This is a genomic window from Pseudomonas sp. SLFW, from assembly GCF_009905615.1.
GTDB classification, from domain to species: domain Bacteria; phylum Pseudomonadota; class Gammaproteobacteria; order Pseudomonadales; family Pseudomonadaceae; genus Aquipseudomonas; species Aquipseudomonas bambusae.
This window is the reverse complement of record NZ_JAAAKW010000004.1, coordinates 33,709-57,406: the sequence shown is the minus strand read 5'-3', so window position 1 is coordinate 57,406 and position 23,698 is coordinate 33,709. Positions and strand designations below refer to the sequence as shown.

The following is a 23,698-nucleotide window of genomic DNA, read 5'->3' as shown; positions in this document are numbered from 1 at the left end:
TTTTTGCTGTGCAGGGGTTGAAACGTCAGGCCATTTCCGCCGTGGTTTCGTAATCGAACGTGATCTCACCATCCTTGAAGTCGATGTGAACCACACCGCCATGCTCGGACAACTCGCCGAAGAGGATTTCCTCGGCCAGTGGACGCTTGATCTTGTCCTGAATCAGACGTGCCATTGGGCGAGCGCCCATTGCCGCGTCGTAGCCACCTTCGGCCAGGTAACTTCTGGCAGCGTCGGTGACTTCCAGCAGAACCCGCTTGTCTTCCAGCTGCGCCTGAAGTTCGGTGAGGAACTTGTCCACCACGCTTTTGATGACCTCATGGCTGAGGCGACCAAATTGGATGATGGTGTCCAGACGGTTGCGGAATTCCGGCGTGAAGCTCTTCTTGATGACTTCCATCGCATCAGACGAGTGATCCTGATGGGTGAAGCCAATCGAAGCACGCGCCGCGGTTTCAGCACCGGCGTTGGTGGTCATGATCACAATCACGTTGCGGAAGTCCGCTTTGCGACCGTTGTTGTCAGTCAGCGTACCGTGGTCCATCACCTGCAGCAGCAGGTTGAAGACTTCCGGATGCGCCTTTTCGATCTCATCGAGCAACAACACGCAATGTGGCTGTTTGGTGATGGCTTCGGTCAGCAAACCGCCTTGATCGAACCCGACATACCCCGGAGGCGCACCGATCAGACGCGAAACGGTGTGGCGCTCCATGTACTCGGACATGTCGAAACGAACCAGCTCGATCCCCAACGCCTTGGCCAGCTGACGCGCCGCCTCGGTTTTACCCACACCGGTCGGGCCTGCGAACAGGAACGAACCGACAGGCTTGTCAGGCGACTTGAGACCGGCACGGGACAGCTTGATCGCCGTGGACAGCGAATCAATGGCTGCATCCTGACCGAAGACGGTCAGTTTCAGATCGCGTTCGAGGTTACGCAGCAGTTCCTTGTCGGAACTGTTGACGTGCTTGGGCGGAATCCGCGCGATTTTTGCAACGATGTCTTCCACCTGCGGCACTTCGATGCGCTTGACCCGAGACTCGACCGGCTGCAGACGCTGATAGGCACCCGCCTCGTCGATGACGTCAATCGCCTTGTCGGGCATGTGACGGTCATTGATGTAGCGCGACGCCAGTTCAGCAGCGGCGCGCAGGGCTTCATCGCTGTATTCGATGTTGTGGTGTTGCTCGAAACGACCTTTCAGGCCACGCAAAATACCGATGGTGTCTTCGACCGACGGCTCGGAGACGTCGACTTTCTGGAAGCGACGGGCAAGCGCACGGTCTTTTTCGAAGATGCCGCGGAATTCCTGGAACGTGGTCGAACCGATGCAACGGATATCACCCGAAGACAGCAGCGGCTTGAGCAGGTTGGAGGCGTCCATCACGCCGCCCGACGCAGCACCGGCACCAATGATGGTGTGGATTTCGTCGATGAACAGGATGGCATGCGGGCGTTTTTTCAGCTCACCGAGTAACGCCTTGAAGCGCTTCTCGAAGTCACCACGGTATTTGGTACCGGCCAGCAAGGCACCGAGGTCCAGGGAGTAAACGACGCTGTTCGCCAGCAAATCGGGTACCTGATTGTCGACGATGCGCTTAGCGAGGCCTTCGGCGATGGCCGTCTTGCCGACACCGGCCTCACCGACCAGCAACGGGTTGTTCTTGCGACGGCGCGCGAGAATCTGAGCAACACGCTCGACTTCCAGCTCACGGCCGACAAGGGGATCGATGCGGCCTTGACGGGCCAATTCATTCAGATTGCTGGCATAGGCATCCAGAGGATTGCCCGAAGAAGAAGACTCACCGCCCTCATCATCCTGCATATCTTGCTCACCTTCAGAGTGATCGCCATGCCCAGGCACTTTGGAAATGCCATGAGCGATATAGTTGACGACATCGATACGGGCAACGCTCTGCTGTTTCAGCAGAAATACCGCCTGACTTTCCTGCTCGCTGAAAATCGCCACCAGCACGTTGGCGCCAGTGACTTCACGCTTGCCGGAACTCTGCACATGGAAAACCGCACGTTGAAGCACACGCTGGAAGCCCAAAGTCGGTTGCGTCTCGCGATCCTCATCATGAACGGGGATCAACGGCGTCGTGGAGTCGATGAACTCCTGAAGGTCGTGTTTGAGTTTGTCGAGGTTCGCGCCGCAGGCACGGAGAACAGTGGCGGCAGCCTCATTGTCCAATAGGGCCAACAGAAGGTGCTCGACGGTCATGAATTCATGACGTTTGGAGCGGGCCTCCTTGAAAGCCAAATTGAGGGTGACTTCGAGCTCACGGTTTAACATAGCTTCACCTCTTACCCAAGTGTCCGGCGTTAACCGTCCTTCTCGATCTCACAGAGTAGCGGATGCTGGCTTTCCCTGGCGTATTGGTTGACCTGCATTGCCTTGGTCTCGGCGATGTCGCGGGTAAACAATCCACATACTGCCCGTCCCTCTGTATGGACGGCCAGCATGACCTTGGTCGCCAGCTCACGATTCAGATTGAAGAACACCTCCAGCACTTCAACAACGAAATCCATGGGGGTGTAGTCATCGTTGAACAAAACCACCTTGTACATCGGTGGCACCTGCAATGTCGGCTTGGCTTCCTGCACCGCGATGCCCGCCGCTTCGTCCTCATGGGACTGCGGGTCATCCTGATTGAATGTTAGTCGAATCTTGCTCATTGCATGCATGGTAAAGGACGTTCGTAGGGGACGAAATTAAATAGATTGGTCATGATCATGCACATTATCGATTGGACCGCCACATGACCTTGACTATCGGCTAATCGGTGTTACAAACAATAGAACCCACATTGGGTAAAAAGGGTCCGCGCAGTCAACCAAAATTTTTTAGGTCCGGCGGATGAGAGGTGATGATACTCCCATCGGAGTCCTTTGCAGAGGGATGTGACTATGCTAAGCGGTAAGGTCAAGTGGTTTAACAACGCCAAGGGGTATGGCTTCATCGTTGAAGACGGCAAGTCCGAGGACCTGTTCGCCCACTACTCGGCGATCAAAATGGACGGCTACAAGACGCTCAAGGCCGGTCAGCCGGTCAACTTTGAGATCATCCAGGGCCCCAAAGGTCTGCACGCGGTACAGATCAGCGCCGCAGCGACCAAAGATCCCGTTCACGCTCCTACCACGCAACACGAACACAGCAAGGATCACGCCTGAGCCGGACCGTTCAAGCGCGAGACTCTAAAACCGGCCAGCCCTTCATTGGGCTGACCGGTTTTTTTATGCGTCGTCACCGTGGTTTTCTATCTATAGAGGCAACGCAGGCCTGCAAAGACAGCAAACTGGCCCTGACCCGCTACCGCTCTTGAGCTTGTGTGCGGGATCGCTGATACCCTCCCCCGGCATCCAATGCTCCTTTAGTCGAAAACCGGCTTGCGATTCACGAAGCCTTCACTACGCTTCAACGACTGCGACAGTCTGCCGCAGACCCCGTGAGACGCGGGCTTCAAGGTTTTGCGGAATTTCTGCGGTGGCAACCGGGAGGCTGAACCGATCAACGCGAGCGTCAAGCGTTCACACTACTATCGTATTAATGGCCGGGACCGGTGGTATACTCGCCGCCGGTGACCATAGGGTCATTGGGGGCCGAGCCATCTGAAACGCGACTTTCAGCCCTCCGAGGCCGAACGCTCAACCCGCATTCGGCCGCTTGACGCTCGATTGATGAACCCCATATCACGCGACGAAATTCTCGACTTTCGGCTCATCGTTTCCTTGGGCGAAAGTGCCTACCCTGCGCATCTCGAAATTTTGTGTACGCTCAGCAAAGAAGAGAGTTATCCCGAAAATGTCCAACCGCTCGAAGATCATCTATACCTTCACCGACGAAGCTCCTGCCCTCGCCACCTACTCACTGCTGCCGATCATCGAAGCGTTCACCGCTTCCGCTGACATCGCCGTCGAGACTCGCGACATCTCCCTTGCAGCCCGTATCCTTGCCAGCTTCCCTGAGCAGCTGGGCGACAAGAAGGTTTCCGACGATCTGGCAGAGCTGGGTGAACTGGCGACCACGCCGGAAGCCAACATCATCAAGCTGCCGAACATCAGCGCCTCGGTTCCACAACTGAAGGCCGCGATCAAGGAACTGCAAGCCAAGGGCTACAACGTCCCGAACTACCCGGACGAAGTTGTCACCGAAGCCGACAAAGTCGCTCAGGCCGGTTACGACAAGGTAAAAGGCAGCGCCGTGAACCCGGTTCTGCGTGAAGGTAACTCCGATCGCCGCGCACCGCTCTCGGTCAAGAACTACGCGCGCAAGCACCCGCACAAGATGGGCGCCTGGGCTGCAGACTCCAAGTCCCACGTTGCCCACATGGACAGCGGCGACTTCTACGGCAGCGAGAAATCCGCGCTGATCGAAAACGCCGGCTCCGTGAAGATCGAACTGATCGGCAAGGACGGCAAGAACACCGTTCTGAAAGAAAAGACACCGGTCCTGGCCGCTGAAATCATCGACTGCGCCGTCATGAGCAAAAAAGCCCTGCGCGCATTCGTGGCCAAGGAAATCGAAGACGCCAAGAAGCTGGGCGTGCTGTTCTCCGTTCACTTGAAAGCCACCATGATGAAGGTCTCCGACCCGATCATGTTCGGCGAGTTCGTGGCCGAGTACTACCAGGACGCGCTGAAGAAGCACGCTGAAGTCCTGAAAGAAATCGGTTTCAACCTGCACAACGGCATCGGCGACCTGTACGCCCGCATCAAGGATCTGCCCGCTGACCAGCAGGCGCAGATCGAAGCGGACGTCAAAGCCGTGTACGCGACCCGCCCTCCTCTGGCAATGGTCAACTCCGACAAAGGCATCACCAACCTGCACGTGCCGAGCGACGTCATCGTCGACGCTTCGATGCCTGCGATGATTCGTGATTCCGGCAAGATGTGGAACAACGACGGCGTCCTGCAGGACACCAAGGCCGTGATCCCGGATCGTTGCTACGCCACCATCTATCAGGCTGTCATCGAAGACTGCAAGAAACACGGCGCCTTCGATCCGACCACCATGGGCAGCGTACCGAACGTTGGCCTGATGGCTCAGAAAGCCGAAGAATACGGCTCTCACAACAAGACCTTCCAGATCGAAGCTGACGGCGTGGTTCGCGTCACCGACGACAAAGGTCAGGTGTTGATGGAGCAGAACGTTGAAGCGGGCGACATCTTCCGCATGTGCCAGACCAAAAACGCGCCGATCCAGGACTGGGTCAAACTGGCCGTCAACCGTTCGCGCCTGAGCAACACCCCGGCCATTTTCTGGCTGGACCCACAGCGTGCCCACGACGCCGTGATGATCAAGAAGGTCGAGAAGTACCTGAAAGACCACGACACCACTGGCCTGGACATCACCATCAAGTCGCCAGTCGACGCGATGAAGGTTTCCCTGGAGCGCATCCGCGCTGGCAAGGACACCATCTCGGTCACCGGTAACGTGCTGCGTGACTACCTGACCGACCTTTTCCCGATCATGGAACTGGGCACCAGTGCCAAGATGCTGTCGATCGTACCGCTGATGAATGGCGGCGGTCTGTTCGAAACCGGCGCTGGCGGTTCGGCACCGAAGCACGTTCAACAGCTGAACGAAGAGAACTTCCTGCGTTGGGACTCGCTGGGCGAATTCCTGGCACTGGCGGCTTCCTTGGAGCATCTGGGCAACGTCTACAACAACCCGAAAGCGCTGGTACTTGCCACTGCCCTGGACAAGGCCACCGGCCAGTTCCTGGACAACAACAAGTCGCCATCGCGCAAGGTGGGCGGTATCGACAACCGCGGTAGCCACTTCTACCTGGCGACCTACTGGGCTCAGGCCCTGGCCGCTCAGACCGAAGATAAAGAGCTGCAAGCCAAGTTCACCCAGCTGGCTAAAACCCTGACCGACAACGAAGCGACCATCGTCGCCGAGCTGAACGGCGTACAGGGCAAGCCTCTGGACATCGGCGGCTACTACTTCGCCACGCCGGAACTGGCCAGCAAAGCCATGCGTCCAAGCAAGACCTTGAACGACGCGATCAACGCGCTAAAGTAAGGCTTGCCGGATCGGCGGTTCAGGCCGTCGAACGCAACTTGAAAACCCCGGCCATGCGCCGGGGTTTTCTTTTTCAGGCGACACAGAGGTCATCCACTGTTCGCAGCCACATATCGGCACCCGCTTGTGGCGGCAAACATCTCATTTGGCTTGGCAACACGATCTGTGGGAGCGAATTCATTCGCGAAAAGGCGTTACTAGCCGATAAATCTCCATCGGCTGTAATATTTCTCGCGAATGAATTCGCTCCCACAGGGAATGTGCAGTTCCTTGCCATCGGTCATCTGCCCCACCTCAGAGAGCCCTTTACATGACCTGGCAACCCCACATCACTGTCGCCACCATTGTCGAAGACAACGGTCGCTTCCTGTTCGTCGAAGAACTGAAAAACGACAAGCTTGTCCTCAATCAACCTGCCGGGCATCTGGAACCGGACGAAACGCTGCGCGAAGCTGCGATCCGCGAAACCCTGGAAGAAACCGGCTGGGAGGTCGAGCTGACCGGCGTGGTCGGCATTTATCTGTACACCGCGCCCAGCAACGGCGTGACCTACCAGCGCGTGTGCTTCGCCGCCAAACCGATCAAGCATCATCCGGGGCGCGAGCTGGACACCGGCATCGTCGGCGCCCCGTGGCTGACCCGCGACGAGCTGGCCCATCAGCCCGACCGCTGGCGCAGTCATCTGGTGCTGGACTGCCTCGACGACTACCTCGCAGGCCCCCTACACAGCCTCGATGTTGTGCGCAATTGAATAGCTTTTAGCCTTGGCGCCGACTCCCTGCTAGAATCGCGTCCTTTTCCAAGCTACCCATCGAAACCCCTATGTCTGATTCAGCCTTTTCCAATACAGAAAAGAAGCGCGTCATTGTCGGCATGTCCGGCGGCGTGGATTCTTCGGTCTCCGCCCTTCTGCTCATGGAGCAGGGGTATCAGGTGGAAGGCCTGTTCATGAAGAACTGGGAAGAAGACGACGGAACGGAATACTGCACCGCCATGGACGACCTCGCGGACGCCCAGGCCGTGTGCGACCGAATCGGTATCAAGCTGCACACAGTGAACTTCGCCGCCGAGTACTGGGATAACGTCTTCGAGCACTTCCTTGAAGAGTACAAGGCCGGTCGCACGCCGAACCCGGACATCCTGTGCAACCGCGAGATCAAGTTCAAAGCGTTTCTCGATTACGCCTTCATGCTCGGCGCCGACCTGATCGCCACCGGACACTACGTGCGGCGTCGCGACATCGATGGCCGCACCGAGCTGCTCAAGGGCCTGGACCCCAACAAGGACCAGAGCTACTTCTTGCACGCCGTCGCGGGCGAACAGATCGCGAAGACCCTGTTCCCCGTTGGCGAACTGGAAAAGCCGGAAGTCCGTGCCATCGCCGAGAAGTACGAACTGGCCACCGCCAAGAAAAAGGATTCCACCGGCATCTGCTTCATCGGCGAGCGCCGCTTCACTGACTTCCTGAAGCAGTACCTGCCCGCTCAACCGGGCGAGATCAAGACCACCGAAGGCGACGTCATCGGGCGCCACGCTGGCCTGATGTACCACACCATCGGTCAGCGTCAGGGCCTGGGCATCGGCGGCCTGAAAGACGCGGGCGACGAGCCGTGGTATGTGCTGGAAAAGGACCTGGTGAACAACGAATTGATCGTCGGCCAGGGCAACGAGCACCCATGGCTGTTCTCCCGCGCCCTGCTCGCTTCGGAAATCTACTGGGTCAACCCGATCGACCTCAGCACACCACGCCAGTTAACCGCCAAGGTCCGTTACCGCCAGGGCGATCAACACTGCACCCTGGAACGCACCGCCACCGGCTACCGCGCCACGTTCGACGAGCCGCAACGCGCCGTGACGCCGGGCCAGTCCGTGGTCTTCTACGACGGCGAAATCTGTCTCGGCGGTGGCGTCATTGAAATCGCCGAACCCTGGCACAGCAAGGACCCTCGTTGATGAGTCCGATTCAAGAGCAACTCACCGCATTGGGCGGCGTGTTTCAGGCCGCCGTGCTGGTGGACCGCATCGCCAGGACCGGTCAGGCCAGCGAAACCGCCGTGGGCTGCCTGCTGGGCGGTCTGCTGGTGATGGACCCCAAGGACACACTGGAGGTGTTCGGCGGGGACGATCTGAACCTGCGCGAAGGTTATCGCGCCCTCGCCAGCGCTCTTGAACGCGACCCGGGCACATTGCAACGGGAGCCATTACGTTACGCACTGGCCATGCTCGGCCTGGAACGTCAGTTATCCAAGCGCGACGACATGCTGGAAACCATCGGCAAACGCCTGCCTCAGATCCAGTCGCAAGTGGAGCATTTCGGCATCGTTCACGAGAACGTGATCGCCGCCAGCGGCGCGCTGTATCAGGACACCCTGAGCACCCTGCGCCAGCGGATTCAGGTCCACGGCGACATGCGCAACCTGCAACAACCCAACAACGCCTCGAAAATCCGCGCCCTGCTGCTGGCCGGGATTCGCTGCGCACGGCTTTGGCGACAAGTGGGCGGTCACCGCTGGCAACTGGTCATCAGCCGTCGCAAGTTATTGAAAGAACTGTATCCGCTGATGCACGGCTGATCGCCGCGCACCTGGAAACAGCCCGTTACGCACACACGGCGCGATCCATCTCGGTCAGTCGGCCTCGGCTGACCCGAATTTTCATGTATGATACGCGCCCCATTTCGTTGCCCGACTGTCCGAGAGCACCCCATGCAGCTTTCTTCGCTCACTGCGGTTTCCCCTGTAGACGGCCGCTACGCCGGCAAAACCCAGGCCCTGCGCCCTATATTCAGCGAATACGGCCTGATCCGTTTCCGCGCCCTCGTCGAGGTTCGCTGGCTCCAGCGCCTGGCGGCACACCCGCAAATCCCTGAAGTCCCGGCGTTTTCCGCCGAAGCCAATGCCATCCTCGATGCGCTGGCCGATGACTTCGCCCTCGAACACGCCGAGCGCGTGAAAGAAATCGAGCGCACCACCAACCACGACGTCAAGGCGATCGAATACCTGCTTAAAGAGCAGGCGGCCAAATTGCCGGAGCTGGCCAAGGTCAGCGAATTCATTCACTTCGCCTGCACCAGCGAGGACATCAACAACCTGTCCCACGCGCTGATGCTGCGCGAAGGCCGTGACACCGTGCTGCTGCCGCTGATGCGTCAGATCGCCGAGTCGATCCGCGAGCTGGCGATCCGTTTCGCCGCCGTGCCGATGCTGTCGCGCACCCACGGCCAGCCTGCCTCGCCGACCACCCTCGGCAAAGAGCTGGCGAACGTCGTCTACCGCCTGGAGCGTCAGATCGCTCAAGTCGCCGCCGTTCCGCTGCTGGGCAAGATCAACGGCGCCGTCGGCAACTACAACGCGCACCTGTCCGCCTACCCGGACATCGACTGGGAAGCCAACGCGCGCGCCTTTATCGAAGGCGAGCTGGGTCTGGGTTTCAACCCGTACACCACGCAGATCGAACCGCACGACTACATCGCCGAGCTGTTCGACGCCATCGCGCGCTACAACACCATTCTGATCGACTTCGACCGCGACATCTGGGGCTACATCTCCCTCGGTTACTTCAAGCAGAAGACCGTCGCAGGCGAAATCGGCTCGTCGACCATGCCGCACAAGGTCAACCCGATCGACTTCGAAAACTCCGAAGGCAACCTGGGCATCGCCAACGCGCTGTTCCAGCACCTGGCGAGCAAGCTGCCGATTTCCCGCTGGCAGCGCGACCTGACCGACTCCACCGTCCTGCGCAACCTCGGTGTGGGCTTCGCTCACAGCGTGATTGCCTACGAAGCCAGTCTCAAGGGCATCGGCAAGCTGGAGCTGAACGAGCAGAAGATCGCCGCTGATCTGGACGCGTGCTGGGAAGTCCTGGCCGAGCCGATCCAGACGGTGATGCGTCGCTACGACATCGAGAACCCGTACGAAAAACTGAAAGAGCTGACACGCGGAAAGGGCATCAGCCCAGAGGCGTTGCAGACTTTCATCGACGGCCTGGACATGCCTGCCGAAGCCAAGGCCGAGCTGAAAAAGCTCACCCCGGCCAACTACATTGGCAACGCCGTGGCACAAGCCAAGCGTATCTGATCCAGCCGCACACGCTCTGAACGCCCGGCTGAGCCGGGCGTTTTTATTCCAGTCTGAAAAACACGTTTTTTCAATAGGTTACACATGAATCCTGATATTCCTGTTCAGCTGCTTGGTGGCATTACAGCGCGAGAGTTCCTGCGCGATTACTGGCAGAAAAAACCCCTGCTGATCCGCCAGGCGATTCCGGACTTCGAAAGCCCGATCGACGCTGACGAACTGGCCGGCCTGGCCCTGGAAGAAGAGATCGAGTCGCGCCTGATCATCGAGAACGGCATTCGCCCATGGGAACTGCGCCGCGGCCCGTTCGCCGAGGACGAGTTCAGCAAGCTGCCGGAAACCGAGTGGACCCTGCTGGTTCAGGCCGTCGATCAATTCGTGCCTGAAGTGGGCGAGCTGCTGGACAATTTCCGCTTCCTGCCGAGCTGGCGCATTGACGACGTGATGATCAGCTACGCCGCGCCAGGGGGCAGTGTTGGCCCGCACTTCGATAACTACGACGTGTTTCTGCTACAAGGCCATGGCAAGCGTCACTGGAAAATCGGCCAGATGTGCGACACCGACACCCCGCTGCTTGAGCATGCCGACCTGCGCATCCTCGCCGACTTCCAGGGCACCGATGAGTGGACGCTGGAACCGGGCGACATGCTGTACCTGCCGCCACGCCTGGCTCACTGGGGCGTTGCCGTCGACGACTGCCTCACCTATTCGGTCGGTTTCCGCGCCCCGAGCGCGGCGGAAGTGCTGACCCACTTCACCGACTTCCTCAGCCAGTTCATGTCGGACGAAGAGCGTTACACCGACGCCGACGCGCAACCGGTCAGCGACCCGCACGAAATTCAACGCGACGCGCTGGATCGCCTGAAGGCCCTGCTCGCCGAACACATGAGCGACGAGCGCCTGCTGCTGACTTGGTTCGGCCAGTTCATGACCGAGCCACGCTACCCGGAAATGGTGGTCGGGCCGGAACTGGACGATGCTGAACTGCTCGACAGCATGGAACAGGGCGCGATCCTGATTCGCAACCCGAGCGCGCGCCTGGCGTGGTCCGAAGTCGACGAGGACCTGCTGCTGTTCGCCAGCGGCCAGAGCCGTCTGCTGCCCGGTCGTCTGCGCGAGCTGTTGAAACTGGTCTGCTCTGCCGATGCACTGCATATCGACAATCTGGGCCAATGGCTGGCAGATGACGATGGTCGTAACCTGCTCTGCGAGCTGGTCAAACAAGGAAGTCTGGGGTTTGCTGATGAATAAGATCCACGTACGGGTAGCCGACTGGCAGAAAGACAACGCCGACATCCGGCGTATTCGCGAAGCTGTGTTCATCGCCGAGCAATCGGTGCCGCCCGAACTGGAGTGGGACGCCGAAGACGCAGGCGCAGGCGCACTGCATTTTCTGGCACTGGAAGGCGACTACCCGATTGGCACGGCCCGGCTGCTACCAGACGGCGAGATCGGGCGATTGTCGGTCCTTAAAGACTGGCGCGGCCTGAAAGTCGGCGACGCGCTGCTCAACTTCGTCATTGCCGAAGCGGAAAAGCGCGACCTCAAGGAGCAGAAACTCAGCGCCCAGGTGTACGCCACGGCGTTTTATGAGCGTTTTGGCTTTACCGTGGTGAGTGAAGAGTTCCTCGAAGCCGGTCTGCCTCACGTGGACATGGTGCGCAGCTCGCGCTAAACCGGCGATCTCGCGCACACTGAACGCCCTGCCGCCCTCGCCTTGGCTGACTATGCTGAGACCAGGACGCCGGGGCGTTCTGCTGTCTGCGATTCAATTTGGCCGTGTGCAGGCCGACAAACTGGCACACTCAACGCTTTGATGCGCCCCCTTCGCGGAGATCACACCGATGTCGTTACGCACCCTGCTCGCTTCAGTGCTGTTGGTTTGCAGCTTCACAGCCGTTGCCGCCACCGAAGTCATTCCCTTGAATTACCGCACCAGCGACGACCTGATGCCCACCGTGAAATCCTTTCTCGGCAACGAAGGCACCGTGAACGCCTACGGCAATAAGCTGATCGTGAATGCTGAACCGGCGAAAATCGGCGAGCTGCGCGACCTGCTGTCTCAGCTCGACACCGCGCCGAAACGCCTGATGATCAGCGTCGACACCAGCGACAACACCGTCCAGAACGACCAGGGCTATTCGGTCAACGGCACCGTGCGCTCACAAAATGGCCGCGTCAGTGCCGACGGCAAAACCCGGATCATTAATTACGGCACTGCCAGTCGTGACGGCGGCGTGCAACAGGTGCAGGCCAATGAAGGCACCCCGGCACTGATCCAGGTTGGTCAGAGCATTCCGATCACCAATGTGCAGACCGACTCATACGGCTATGCACAGACCAACACCCAATACCGCAACGTCACCCGCGGCTTCTACGTGACAGCCACGATTACTGGCGACATCGTTCACCTGAACATCAGCACCAACAACGACCGCATGAGCCAGCAACAGGCCGACGCGATCAAGGTGCAGAGCACAGACACGCAAGTCAGCGGGCGATTGGGCGAATGGATCACCCTCGCCGGGGTCAGCGACCAGTCCCGCGCCGACGAGCAGGGCGTCACCCGCCGCTATTCGACCCAGGGCCGCGACGACATGACCTTGCGCGTGAAGGTCGACAGCCTCGACTGAGCCCCTCCTGAGACACCTTTCCCTCCTTCAATATGTAGTGCCATTCAGAGCACTACATTTCGCCTGTTTCCCGTGACCACCCAGTATTCCCGCCGACTCCCCCGTACCAGCACCTCCGAGCCCGAAACTGACTGATGAGTCGTATTAGACGAAAGATGTAGTGCGCTAAAAATATCACTACAAAACGTTTGACGACGAAAAAAAGCCGAGGCATGATGGCCTCGCTCCCGCAGAAAAGAAGGTTTTGTAGAACGCAGCAGAATCGCGTCCGAACTTAACAAGATCGAGCCGATTCGCGTCTTTTAAGCCCAAAAGGCCGTTTCATCGCCTCACCACCGTGATCGCGAACAAACACCCCGATTGCAACGCATGCTTTCCGATTTCGTGAGCACCCAAAAGTGCGCCTTGAAGAAACCTCAGGCGCTGACAGAGCAACGAGCTTCACCTCTAGACCCACAAGACCAAGCGACGAGGTTTACCCCATGGCACTGACACGCGAACAACACATTGCAGCCATCGAGAAAGACTGGGCCGAGAATCCACGCTGGAAAGGCGTGACCCGCACCTACTCCGCTGCTGACGTCGTCCGCCTGCGTGGCTCGATCCAGCCAGAACACACGTTCGCCAAATTGGGCGCTGAAAAGCTCTGGAACCTGGTGACCCAAGGCGCGAAACCGTCCTTCCGTCCCGACAAAGACTTCGTCAACTGCATGGGAGCCCTGACCGGCGGTCAGGCCGTGCAACAAGTGAAGGCCGGTATCCAGGCGATCTACCTGTCCGGCTGGCAAGTGGCCGCGGACAACAACTCCGCCGAATCGATGTACCCCGACCAGTCGCTGTACCCGGTGGACTCGGTGCCGACCGTGGTCAAGCGCATCAATAACTCGTTCCGCCGCGCTGACCAGATTCAATGGAAAGCCGGCAAGAACCCGGGCGATGAAGGTTACATCGACTACTTCGCGCCGATCGTGGCGGACGCCGAAGCCGGTTTCGGCGGCGTACTGAACGCCTACGAGCTGATGAAAAGCATGATCGAAGTAGGCGCCGCAGGCGTGCACTTCGAAGACCAACTGGCCTCAGTGAAGAAATGCGGCCACATGGGCGGCAAGGTGCTGGTGCCGACTCAGGAAGCCGTGCAGAAGCTGGTGGCTGCGCGCCTGGCGGCTGACGTCGCTGGCGTTCCGACCATCATCCTGGCCCGCACCGACGCCAACGCGGCGGACCTGCTGACCTCGGACTGCGACCCGTACGACAAGCCGTTCGTGACCGGCACCCGTACCCCGGAAGGCTTCTACAAAGTGCGCGCCGGTCTGGATCAGGCCATCGCTCGCGGTCTGGCGTATGCGCCGTATGCCGACCTGATCTGGTGCGAAACCGCCAAACCGGACCTGGACGAAGCCCGTCGTTTCGCCGAGGCGATCAAGAAGGAATACCCGGATCAACTGCTGTCGTACAACTGCTCGCCTTCCTTCAACTGGAAGAAGAATCTGGACGACGCGACCATCGCCAAATTCCAGCGCGAGCTGTCGGCGATGGGCTACAAGCACCAGTTCATTACCCTGGCGGGCATCCACAACATGTGGCACAGCATGTTCAACCTGGCGCACGACTACGCCCGCAACGACATGACCGCCTACGTGAAGCTGCAAGAGCAGGAGTTCGCTGACGCTGCCAAAGGCTACACCTTCGTGGCGCACCAGCAGGAAGTGGGCACCGGCTACTTCGACGACATGACCACCGTAATTCAGGGCGGCCAGTCCTCGGTCACCGCACTGACCGGCTCGACCGAAGAAGAACAGTTCCACTGAGTTCAACGCGTCATGCAGAGGCCGCCCATGGGCGGCCTTTGTCATTTGCGGGCATTTAATCTCCTACTCAAGTAGTAGGTCATCAGTCGATAGACATGACGAATGGATCTGCAAAAGTTAATAAGAAAGATCGCCTATTAGCTCGTCATTTGACGGTAGCTGTTACGCCAACTTCATCAGCTCACGGGAACAGATGCAAAAAGCAATTTCAAATGATAGTAATTATCATTTAACCCCTCGCTTTTTCTTTACCGTTTACAGAAAACATAATTAACGAAATGAGCTGTAATGCCCGTGTTCAGAGGCCCCAAGCACGTCATCCGTGATCTGGCTCATTAATCCCGTGAATAAATTTGATGTAGAAAATTTACTTGCCCCTGTTTTGCACATAAAATCCCGTGATTGATCGCTCTGCGACATATCGTCACTGCCTCTACTTCTTTTTCAAGCTCAGAGACCTTTGCTCTCTGCTAAGGATTGCCAGCATGTCCGAATCGACAGGTTTGATTGCCCACAACTGGGGCTTCGCCATTTTCCTTTTGGGCGTCATCGGCCTCTGCGCATTCATGCTCGGTCTCTCCAGCCTGCTCGGTTCCAAAGCCTGGGGTCGCAGCAAGAACGAACCGTTCGAATCCGGCATGCTGCCTACAGGCGGCGCCCGCCTGCGGCTCTCCGCAAAATTCTATCTGGTCGCGATGCTGTTCGTGATTTTCGATATCGAAGCCCTCTTTCTGTACGCCTGGTCTGTGTCCGTCCGCGAAAGCGGCTGGACCGGCTTCGCCGAAGCTCTCGTTTTCATAGCAATTCTGTTGGCAGGTCTTGTCTACCTATGGCGGGTAGGGGCGCTCGATTGGGCTCCCGTTGGTCGTCGTAATCGGCAGGCGAAGCTAAAACAATGAGGCTTTGGCAATGCAATACAATCTCACCAGGATCGACCCCGATGCTCCTAACGAGCAGTATCCGATTGGCGAACGGGAAACCGTTTCCGATCCGTTAGAGGATCAAGTTCACAAAAACATCTTCATGGGCAAGCTCGAAGACGTGCTGAGCGGTGCTGTCAACTGGGGTCGCAAGAACTCCCTTTGGCCGTACAACTTTGGTCTGTCTTGCTGCTACGTGGAAATGACCACCGCCTTCACGGCGCCTCACGACATCGCGCGCTTTGGCGCCGAAGTCATCCGGGCATCGCCGCGTCAGGCCGACTTCATGGTCATCGCCGGCACCTGCTTCATCAAGATGGCCCCGATCATCCAGCGCCTTTACGAGCAAATGCTCGAACCTAAATGGGTCATTTCCATGGGTTCGTGCGCCAACTCCGGTGGCATGTATGACATCTATTCCGTTGTGCAGGGCGTGGACAAGTTTCTGCCTGTCGATGTCTACGTGCCCGGCTGCCCGCCCCGCCCAGAGGCATTTCTGCAAGGCTTGATGCTGTTGCAGGAATCCATTGGCCAGGAGCGACGTCCTCTGTCCTGGGTCGTCGGCGACCAAGGCGTGTACCGCGCCGAGATGCCGTCGCAGAAGGAACAGCGCCGCGAACAGCGTATCGCGGTGACCAACCTGCGCAGCCCCGACGAAGTCTGATCCAGTTTTCTTTACAAAAAGAAGCCTGAACCTGGGTTCATTCTGTACGTTGACCGATAGCGATCGAGACCTATGACTGCAGACACCGCTCTGTACATCCCGCCTTACAAGGCTGACGACCAAGAGGTCGTCGTTGAATTGCACAACCGTTTTGGCGCCGACGCGTTCACCGCCCAATCCACCGTCACTGGCATGCCAGTGCTGTGGGTGGCGCGCGCCAGACTGTTCGAAATCCTGACATTCCTGCGCAACGTGCCCAAGCCGTACTCGATGCTGTACGACCTGCACGGCGTTGACGAACGCCTGCGCACCAAGCGCCGTGGCTTGCCGGACGCTGACTTCACCGTCTTCTACCACCTGCTGTCGGTAGAGCGTAATAGTGACGTCATGATCAAAGTGGCCTTGTCCGAGGGCGACCTCAGCGTGCCGACCGTCACCAGCATCTGGCCGAACGCCAACTGGTACGAGCGTGAAGTGTGGGACATGTTCGGGATCGACTTCCCGGGCCACCCGCACTTGAGCCGCATCATGATGCCGCCGACCTGGGAAGGTCACCCGCTGCGCAAGGACTACCCTGCCCGCGCCACCGAATTCGACCCGTACAGCCTGACGCTGGCCAAACAGCAACTGGAAGAGGAAGCCGCGCGTTTCCGTCCGGAAGACTGGGGCATGAAGCGTTCCGGCACCAACGAGGACTACATGTTCCTCAACCTGGGTCCGAACCACCCTTCCGCTCACGGTGCATTCCGTATCGTGTTGCAGCTGGACGGCGAAGAGATCGTCGACTGCGTACCTGACATTGGCTACCACCACCGTGGTGCCGAAAAGATGGCCGAGCGTCAGTCCTGGCACAGCTTCATTCCGTACACCGACCGTATCGATTACCTCGGCGGCGTGATGAACAACCTGCCGTATGTGCTCTCGGTCGAGAAGCTGGCCGGCATCAAGGTGCCTGAGAAGGTCGACGTCATCCGCATCATGATGGCCGAGTTCTTCCGGATCACCAGCCACCTGCTGTTCCTGGGTACGTACATCCAGGACGTCGGTGCGATGACCCCGGTGTTCTTCACCTTCACCGACCGCCAGAAAGCCTACACCGTGATCGAAGCCATCACCGGTTTCCGCCTGCACCCGGCATGGTACCGCATCGGTGGCGTCGCTCACGACCTGCCACGCGGCTGGGACAAGCTGGTCAAGGATTTCGTCGAATGGCTGCCGAAACGCCTGGACGAATACACCAAGGCTGCGCTGCAGAACAGCATCCTCAAGGGCCGTACCATCGGCGTCGCCGCCTACAACACCAAAGAGGCCCTGGAATGGGGCGTCACCGGTGCCGGGCTGCGTTCCACCGGTTGCGACTTCGATCTGCGCAAGGCGCGCCCGTACTCGGGTTACGAGAACTTCGAATTTGAAGTGCCGCTGGCGCACAACGGCGATGCCTATGACCGCTGCATGGTTCGCGTCGAAGAGATGCGCCAGAGCATCAAGATCATCGACCAGTGCATGCGCAACATGCCGGAAGGCCCGTACAAAGCGGATCACCCGCTGACCACGCCGCCGCCGAAAGAGCGCACCCTGCAGCACATCGAAACCTTGATCACGCACTTCCTGCAAGTTTCGTGGGGCCCGGTCATGCCGGCCAACGAATCCTTCCAGATGATCGAAGCGACCAAGGGCATCAACAGTTATTACCTGACGAGCGACGGCGGCACCATGAGCTACCGTACCCGGATTCGCACCCCAAGCTACCCGCACCTGCAGCAGATCCCTTCGGTGATCAAAGGCAGCATGGTCGCGGACTTGATCGCGTACCTGGGTAGTATCGACTTCGTTATGGCCGACGTGGACCGCTAAGCATGAACAGCACGCTTATCCAGACAGACCGTTTCGCCTTGAGCGAATCCGAGCGCTCGGCCATCGAGCACGAAATGCATCACTACGAGGACCCGCGCGCGGCGTCCATCGAAGCCCTGAAGATTGTCCAGAAGGAACGCGGCTGGGTGCCGGACGGCGCGATTTACGCCATTGGCGAAGTGCTGGGCATCCCCGCCAGCGACGTTGAAGGCGTGGCCACGTTCTACAGCCAGATCTTCCGTCAGCCCGTGGGCCGTCACATCATCCGCGTCTGCAACAGCATGGTCTGCTTCATCGCCGGTCACGAAGACATCGTCGGCGAAATCCAGAACAAGCTGGGCATCGGCCTGGGTCAGACCACCGCCGATGGCCGCTTCACGCTGCTGCCGGCCTGCTGCCTGGGCAACTGCGACAAGGCGCCGGCGGTCATGATCGACGACGACACTTTCGGCAATCTGCAGCCCGCTGGCGTTGCCCAGCTGCTGGAGGGTTACGTATGACCATCACTTCCTTCGGCCCGGCCAACCTGATCCAGCGCACGCCGGAAACCCACCCGCTGACCTGGCGCCTGCGCGACGACGGCGAGCCCGTGTGGTTCGACGAATACGTGGCCAAAGACGGCTACGCGGCTGCCCGCAAGGCCTTCGCCCAGCAATCCCCTGACGAAATCGTTCAGTCGGTCAAGGACTCCGGCCTCAAGGGTCGCGGCGGTGCAGGCTTCCCCACGGGCGTGAAGTGGGGCCTGATGCCCAAAGACGAATCCATGAACATCCGCTACCTGCTGTGCAACGCGGACGAGATGGAACCGAACACCTGGAAAGACCGCATGCTGATGGAGCAACTGCCCCATCTGCTGGTAGAAGGCATGCTGGTCAGTGCCCGCGCGCTGAAGGCCTACCGGGGCTACATCTTCCTGCGTGGCGAATACGTCACCGCTGCCAAGCACTTGAACCGCGCCGTGGCTGAAGCCAAGGCGGCAGGTCTGCTGGGCAAGAACATCCTGGGCACCGGGTTCGACTTCGAACTGTTCGTGCACACCGGCGCCGGGCGTTACATCTGCGGTGAAGAGACCGCGCTGATCAACTCCCTGGAAGGCCGTCGCGCCAACCCGCGCTCCAAGCCGCCCTTCCCTGCCGCTGTCGGCGTGTGGGGCAAGCCGACCTGCGTGAACAACGTCGAAACCCTGTGCAACGTCCCGGCGATCGTGAACAACGGCAACGACTGGTACAAATCGCTGGCCCGCGAAGGCAGCGAAGACCACGGCACCAAGCTGATGGGCTTCTCCGGCAAGGTGAAGAACCCCGGCATCTGGGAATTGCCGTTCGGTCTGCCCGCGCGCGAGCTGTTCGAAGACTACGCGGGCGGCATGCGCGATGGCTTCAAGCTCAAATGCTGGCAGCCCGGCGGTGCCGGTACCGGTTTCCTGTTGCCTGAGCACTTGGACTGCGCCTTCTACGCCGGTGGCGTGGCCAAGGTCGGCACCCGAATGGGTACGGGCCTGGCGATGGCGGTGGACGACAAGGTCAACATGGTGTCGTTGCTGCGCAACATGGAAGAGTTCTTCGCCCAGGAGTCGTGCGGTTTCTGCACCCCTTGCCGCGATGGCTTGCCATGGAGCGTGAAGATGCTGCGCGCCCTCGAAAATGGCCAGGGTCAACCGGGCGATATCGAGACGCTGCTGGGGTTGGTCAACTTCCTCGGCCCAGGCAAGACCTTCTGCGCCCACGCACCGGGCGCCGTGGAACCTCTGGGCAGCGCGATCAAATACTTCCGCTCGGAATTCGAAGCCGGCATCGCACCTCAACGTGCGGCGCCCGGTCTCGTTCCCGGCAAAGCACCGACGATTGTCGGCGCATAAAAAAGACTGACCGGTCGATAAGCCTCAAAAACCTGTCGACCTTTGCCCCGGTTGCGCCTCACTGGCTGTTTGAACCGTGGCAGCACCGAGATTCCATTAGCCACGCCCGCTGACACCGGGCCAACGAAGAACTTTGAACCATGGCTACTATCCACGTAGACGGCAAAGCGCTCGAAGTCGATGGCGCAGACAACCTGTTACAGGCCTGTCTGTCGCTGGGGCTCGACATCCCTTATTTCTGCTGGCATCCAGCCCTTGGCAGCGTTGGCGCCTGTCGCCAGTGCGCGGTCAAGCAGTACACCGACGAGAACGACACCCGTGGTCGTATCGTCATGTCCTGCATGACCCCTGCCACGGACAACACCTGGATCTCCATCGACGACGACGAATCCAAGGCGTTCCGCGCCAGCGTCGTCGAATGGCTGATGACCAACCACCCGCACGACTGCCCGGTCTGCGAGGAAGGCGGTCACTGCCATTTGCAGGACATGACCGTGATGACCGGCCACAACGAGCGCCGGTATCGCTTCACCAAACGCACCCACCAGAACCAGGAGCTGGGCCCGTTCATCGCGCATGAGATGAACCGTTGCATCGCCTGCTATCGCTGCGTGCGCTTCTATAAAGACTACGCCGGGGGCACCGACCTCGGCGTGTTCGGCGCCCACGACAACGTGTACTTCGGTCGCGTTGAAAGCGGCACGCTGGAAAGCGAGTTCTCCGGCAACCTCACCGAGGTCTGCCCGACCGGTGTGTTCACCGACAAGACCCACTCCGAGCGCTACAACCGCAAATGGGACATGCAGTTCTCGCCGAGTATCTGCCATGGCTGCTCCAGCGGTTGCAACATCAGCCCCGGCGAGCGTTACGGCGAAATCCGCCGCATCGAGAACCGCTACAACGGTTCGGTGAACCAATACTTCCTGTGTGACCGTGGCCGTTTCGGCTATGGCTATGTCAACCGCACTGACCGTCCACGTCAGCCGCTGCTGACCCAAGGCAACGTCAAGCTGAGCCTGGACGAAGCACTGGACAAGGCCGCCGACCTGCTGCGCGGTCGCAACATCGTCGGCATCGGTTCGCCACGTGCCAGCCTGGAAAGCAACTTCGCCCTGCGCGAACTGGTCGGTGCCGAGCATTTCTACTCGGGCATCGAAGCCGGTGAGCTGGAGCGTGTGCGTCTGGTCGTTCAGGTCCTGAAAGACAGCCCGCTGCCGATCCCGACCCTGCGTGAAGTCGAAGAGCACGACGCCGTGTTCATCCTCGGCGAAGACGTCACTCAGACCGCCGCACGCATGGCCCTCGGTCTGCGTCAGTCGGTGAAAAACAAGGCTGAAGACATGGCCGCTGCGATGAAAGTCCAGCCATGGCTCGACGCCGCCGTGAAGAACATCGGTCAGCACGAACTGAACCCGCTGTTCATCGCCAGCCTCGCTGACACCCGTCTGGACGACATCGCCGAAGAGTGTGTACACGCCGCTCCCGACGATCTGGCCCGCATCGGTTTTGCCGTGGCCCACGCCATCGATGCAAGCGCCCCTGCGGTTGCGGGTCTGGACGCCGAAGCGCTGGAACTGGCCGGTCGTATCGCTGAGGCCCTGCTGGCCGCCAAGCGTCCGTTGATCGTGTCCGGCACTTCGCTGGGTTCCAACGCGCTGATCGAAGCCGCTGCCAACATCGCCAAAGCCCTGAAACTGCGCGACAAGAACGGCTCCCTGAGCCTGATCGTGCCGGAAGCCAACAGCATGGGCCTGGCCCTGTTCGGTGGTGATTCGGTCGATGCCGCGCTGGATCAAGTGATCTCGGGCAAGGCCGACGCCATCGTCGTGCTGGAAAACGACCTGTTCACCCGCGTTGACGCTGCCAAGGTCGAAGCTGCACTTAAAGCCGCAAAAGTGGTGATCGTCGCTGACCACCAGAAGACTGCGACCACTGACCGTGCTGACCTCGTGCTGCCAGCCGCCAGCTTCGCTGAAGGCGACGGTACGCTGGTCAGCCAGGAAGGCCGCGCCCAGCGCTTCTTCCAGGTCTATGATCCGACCTACCTCGACGCCAGCATCCAGATCCATGAAGGCTGGCGCTGGCTGCACGCCCTGCGCGCGACCCTGCTGAACAAGCCTGTGGACTGGACGCAACTGGACCACGTCACCGAAGCCGTCGCCGCGAGTAATGCGCAACTGGCCGGTATCGTCGGTGCCGCCCCTTCCGCCAGCTTCCGCATCAAGGGCCTGAAACTGGCCCGCGAACCGCTGCGTTACAGCGGCCGGACGGCCATGCGCGCCAACATCAGCGTGCATGAACCGCGTACCTCGCAGGACAAGGACACCGCGTTCTCGTTCTCGATGGAAGGTTACTCGGGCTCCGCCGAACCGCGCTCCCAGGTGCCTTTCGCATGGTCGCCGGGCTGGAACTCCCCACAAGCGTGGAACAAGTTCCAGGACGAAGTGGGTGGTCACCTGCGTGCAGGCGATCCGGGCGTACGCCTGATCGAAAGCAGCGGCGACAAGCTGAGCTGGTTCGCAGCCGTGCCTCGCGCCTTCTCCCCTGCCCAGGGCACCTGGCAGGTCGTGCCGTTCTTCCACCTGTTCGGCAGCGAGGAAAACTCCTCGAAAGCCGCACCGGTGCAAGAGCGTATCCCTGAAGCCTACGTGTCGCTGGCCAAGTCCGAAGCGGACCGCCTGGGCGTCAACGACGGTGCCTTGCTCAGCCTCAACGTTGCCGGTCAGACCCTGCGTCTGCCACTGCGCATCAATGAGGAACTGGGCGCAGGTCTGGTGGCACTGCCATCGGGTCTGGTCGGCATTCCTCCGGCCCTGGCCGGGAAAACCGTTGAGGGTCTGCAGGAGGCAGCACAATGACGTGGTTTACCCCTGAAGTGATCGACTCGATCATCGCGGTCCTCAAGGCCATCGTGGTGCTGCTCGCCGTGGTGGTCTGCGGCGCGCTGCTCAGCTTCGTCGAACGTCGTCTGCTGGGCTGGTGGCAGGACCGTTACGGTCCGAACCGCGTCGGCCCGTTCGGTATGTTCCAGATCGCTGCGGACATGCTGAAGATGTTCTTCAAGGAAGACTGGAACCCGCCCTTCGTCGACAAGATGATCTTCACCCTGGCGCCGGTCGTCGCCATGAGTGCCCTGCTGATCTCGTTCTCGATCATCCCGGTCACCCAGACCTGGGTGGTCGCCGACCTGAACATCGGCCTGCTGTTCTTCTTCGCCATGGCCGGTCTCTCGGTCTACGCGGTGTTGTTCGCCGGTTGGTCCTCGAACAACAAGTACGCCCTGCTGGGCAGCTTGCGTGCCTCGGCACAAACCGTCTCGTACGAAGTGTTCCTGGGCCTGTCCCTGATGGGCATCATCGTGCAGGTCGGTTCGTTCAACATGGGCGACATCGTTCAGTACCAGGCCGATCACCTGTGGTTCATCATTCCGCAGTTCTTCGGCTTCTGTACCTTCTTCATCGCTGGCGTCGCCGTGACTCACCGTCACCCGTTCGACCAGCCGGAAGCGGAACAGGAACTGGCCGACGGTTACCACATTGAATACGCCGGCATGAAGTGGGGCATGTTCTTCGTCGGTGAGTACATCGGCATCATCCTGATCTCGGCGCTGCTGGTGACCCTGTTCTTCGGTGGCTGGCACGGCCCGTTCAACATCCTGCCGCAACTGTCGTTCATGTGGTTCGTCCTGAAAACCGCGTTCTTCATCATGCTGTTCATCCTGCTGCGCGCTTCTATCCCGCGTCCGCGTTATGACCAGGTGATGGATTTCAGCTGGAAGTTCTGCCTGCCACTGACCCTGATCAATTTGCTAGTGACCGCTGCGGTCGTCTTGGCGGCTCAGTGAGGATTTGACC

General features: G+C 59.7%; 19 protein-coding genes. 17 read left to right on the top strand and 2 right to left on the bottom strand.

What is annotated here, in order from left to right; genetic code table 11:
• Positions 1-25: 25 nt before the first annotated feature.
• Together clpA and clpS are read right to left on the bottom strand one after the other, a co-directional pair.
• A complete protein-coding gene (clpA, locus tag GVN17_RS08570) occupies positions 26-2,296 on the bottom strand; it encodes an ATP-dependent Clp protease ATP-binding subunit ClpA (protein WP_166594819.1) in 2,271 nt (756 codons plus the stop codon).
• A gap of 29 nt (positions 2,297-2,325) precedes the next feature.
• Positions 2,326-2,688: an ATP-dependent Clp protease adapter ClpS gene (gene clpS / locus GVN17_RS08565; protein ID WP_166594818.1), complete on the bottom strand. Its 363-nt coding sequence runs from the start codon at positions 2,686-2,688 to the stop codon at positions 2,326-2,328.
• A 222-nt stretch (positions 2,689-2,910) separates the two neighbouring features.
• Here clpS and cspD point away from each other — a divergent pair, with 222 nt between their 5' ends.
• From cspD to nuoH, 17 genes are all read left to right on the top strand, one after another.
• Positions 2,911-3,174, top strand: a complete 264-nt coding sequence (gene cspD / locus GVN17_RS08560; RefSeq protein WP_166594817.1) for a cold shock domain-containing protein CspD — start codon at positions 2,911-2,913, stop codon at positions 3,172-3,174.
• Positions 3,175-3,805: 631 nt separating this feature from the next.
• On the top strand, positions 3,806-6,031 hold the full coding sequence (locus tag GVN17_RS08555) for an NADP-dependent isocitrate dehydrogenase (RefSeq protein WP_166594816.1): 2,226 nt from the start codon (positions 3,806-3,808) through the stop codon (positions 6,029-6,031).
• A gap of 310 nt (positions 6,032-6,341) precedes the next feature.
• A complete protein-coding gene (locus tag GVN17_RS08550; protein ID WP_166594815.1) occupies positions 6,342-6,782 on the top strand; it encodes an NUDIX hydrolase in 441 nt (146 codons plus the stop codon).
• Between the two features lie 71 nt (positions 6,783-6,853).
• On the top strand, positions 6,854-7,984 hold the full coding sequence (gene mnmA, locus GVN17_RS08545) for a tRNA 2-thiouridine(34) synthase MnmA (RefSeq protein WP_166594814.1): 1,131 nt from the start codon (positions 6,854-6,856) through the stop codon (positions 7,982-7,984).
• Positions 7,984-8,604, top strand: coding sequence for a high frequency lysogenization protein HflD (gene hflD, locus GVN17_RS08540; protein WP_166594813.1), 621 nt, complete (start codon positions 7,984-7,986; stop codon positions 8,602-8,604). Before mnmA ends, hflD begins: the two co-directional genes overlap by 1 nt.
• Positions 8,605-8,736: 132 nt before the next feature.
• The gene (gene purB / locus GVN17_RS08535; protein WP_166594812.1) at positions 8,737-10,107 is read left to right on the top strand and encodes an adenylosuccinate lyase; all 1,371 of its coding nucleotides are present in this window, start codon (positions 8,737-8,739) and stop codon (positions 10,105-10,107) included.
• A gap of 84 nt (positions 10,108-10,191) precedes the next feature.
• The gene (locus GVN17_RS08530) at positions 10,192-11,358 is read left to right on the top strand and encodes a cupin domain-containing protein (protein ID WP_166594811.1); all 1,167 of its coding nucleotides are present in this window, start codon (positions 10,192-10,194) and stop codon (positions 11,356-11,358) included.
• Positions 11,351-11,782 carry a GNAT family N-acetyltransferase gene (locus GVN17_RS08525; RefSeq protein WP_166594810.1) on the top strand — a complete coding sequence of 144 codons (432 nt, stop codon included), beginning with the start codon at positions 11,351-11,353 and terminating at the stop codon, positions 11,780-11,782. Before GVN17_RS08530 ends, GVN17_RS08525 begins: the two co-directional genes overlap by 8 nt.
• A gap of 169 nt (positions 11,783-11,951) precedes the next feature.
• Positions 11,952-12,740, top strand: coding sequence for a secretin N-terminal domain-containing protein (locus GVN17_RS08520; RefSeq protein WP_166594809.1), 789 nt, complete (start codon positions 11,952-11,954; stop codon positions 12,738-12,740).
• Between the two features lie 482 nt (positions 12,741-13,222).
• Positions 13,223-14,548, top strand: a complete 1,326-nt coding sequence (gene aceA / locus GVN17_RS08515; protein WP_166594808.1) for an isocitrate lyase — start codon at positions 13,223-13,225, stop codon at positions 14,546-14,548.
• A 485-nt stretch (positions 14,549-15,033) separates the two neighbouring features.
• Positions 15,034-15,447, top strand: a complete 414-nt coding sequence (locus GVN17_RS08510; RefSeq protein WP_108239282.1) for an NADH-quinone oxidoreductase subunit A — start codon at positions 15,034-15,036, stop codon at positions 15,445-15,447.
• A gap of 10 nt (positions 15,448-15,457) precedes the next feature.
• Positions 15,458-16,132, top strand: coding sequence for an NADH-quinone oxidoreductase subunit B family protein (locus GVN17_RS08505; protein WP_074755324.1), 675 nt, complete (start codon positions 15,458-15,460; stop codon positions 16,130-16,132).
• A 72-nt stretch (positions 16,133-16,204) separates the two neighbouring features.
• The gene (gene nuoC, locus GVN17_RS08500) at positions 16,205-17,986 is read left to right on the top strand and encodes an NADH-quinone oxidoreductase subunit C/D (RefSeq protein ID WP_166594807.1); all 1,782 of its coding nucleotides are present in this window, start codon (positions 16,205-16,207) and stop codon (positions 17,984-17,986) included.
• A gap of 2 nt (positions 17,987-17,988) precedes the next feature.
• Positions 17,989-18,486, top strand: a complete 498-nt coding sequence (gene nuoE / locus GVN17_RS08495; RefSeq protein WP_166594806.1) for an NADH-quinone oxidoreductase subunit NuoE — start codon at positions 17,989-17,991, stop codon at positions 18,484-18,486.
• Positions 18,483-19,844: an NADH-quinone oxidoreductase subunit NuoF gene (gene nuoF / locus GVN17_RS08490; RefSeq protein ID WP_166594805.1), complete on the top strand. Its 1,362-nt coding sequence runs from the start codon at positions 18,483-18,485 to the stop codon at positions 19,842-19,844. The genes nuoE and nuoF overlap by 4 nt, the downstream gene beginning before the upstream one ends.
• Positions 19,845-19,984: 140 nt before the next feature.
• Positions 19,985-22,702, top strand: a complete 2,718-nt coding sequence (gene nuoG / locus GVN17_RS08485; protein WP_166594804.1) for an NADH-quinone oxidoreductase subunit NuoG — start codon at positions 19,985-19,987, stop codon at positions 22,700-22,702.
• Positions 22,699-23,688, top strand: a complete 990-nt coding sequence (nuoH, locus tag GVN17_RS08480) for an NADH-quinone oxidoreductase subunit NuoH (RefSeq protein WP_166594803.1) — start codon at positions 22,699-22,701, stop codon at positions 23,686-23,688. The genes nuoG and nuoH overlap by 4 nt, the downstream gene beginning before the upstream one ends.
• Positions 23,689-23,698: the final 10 nt, after the last annotated feature.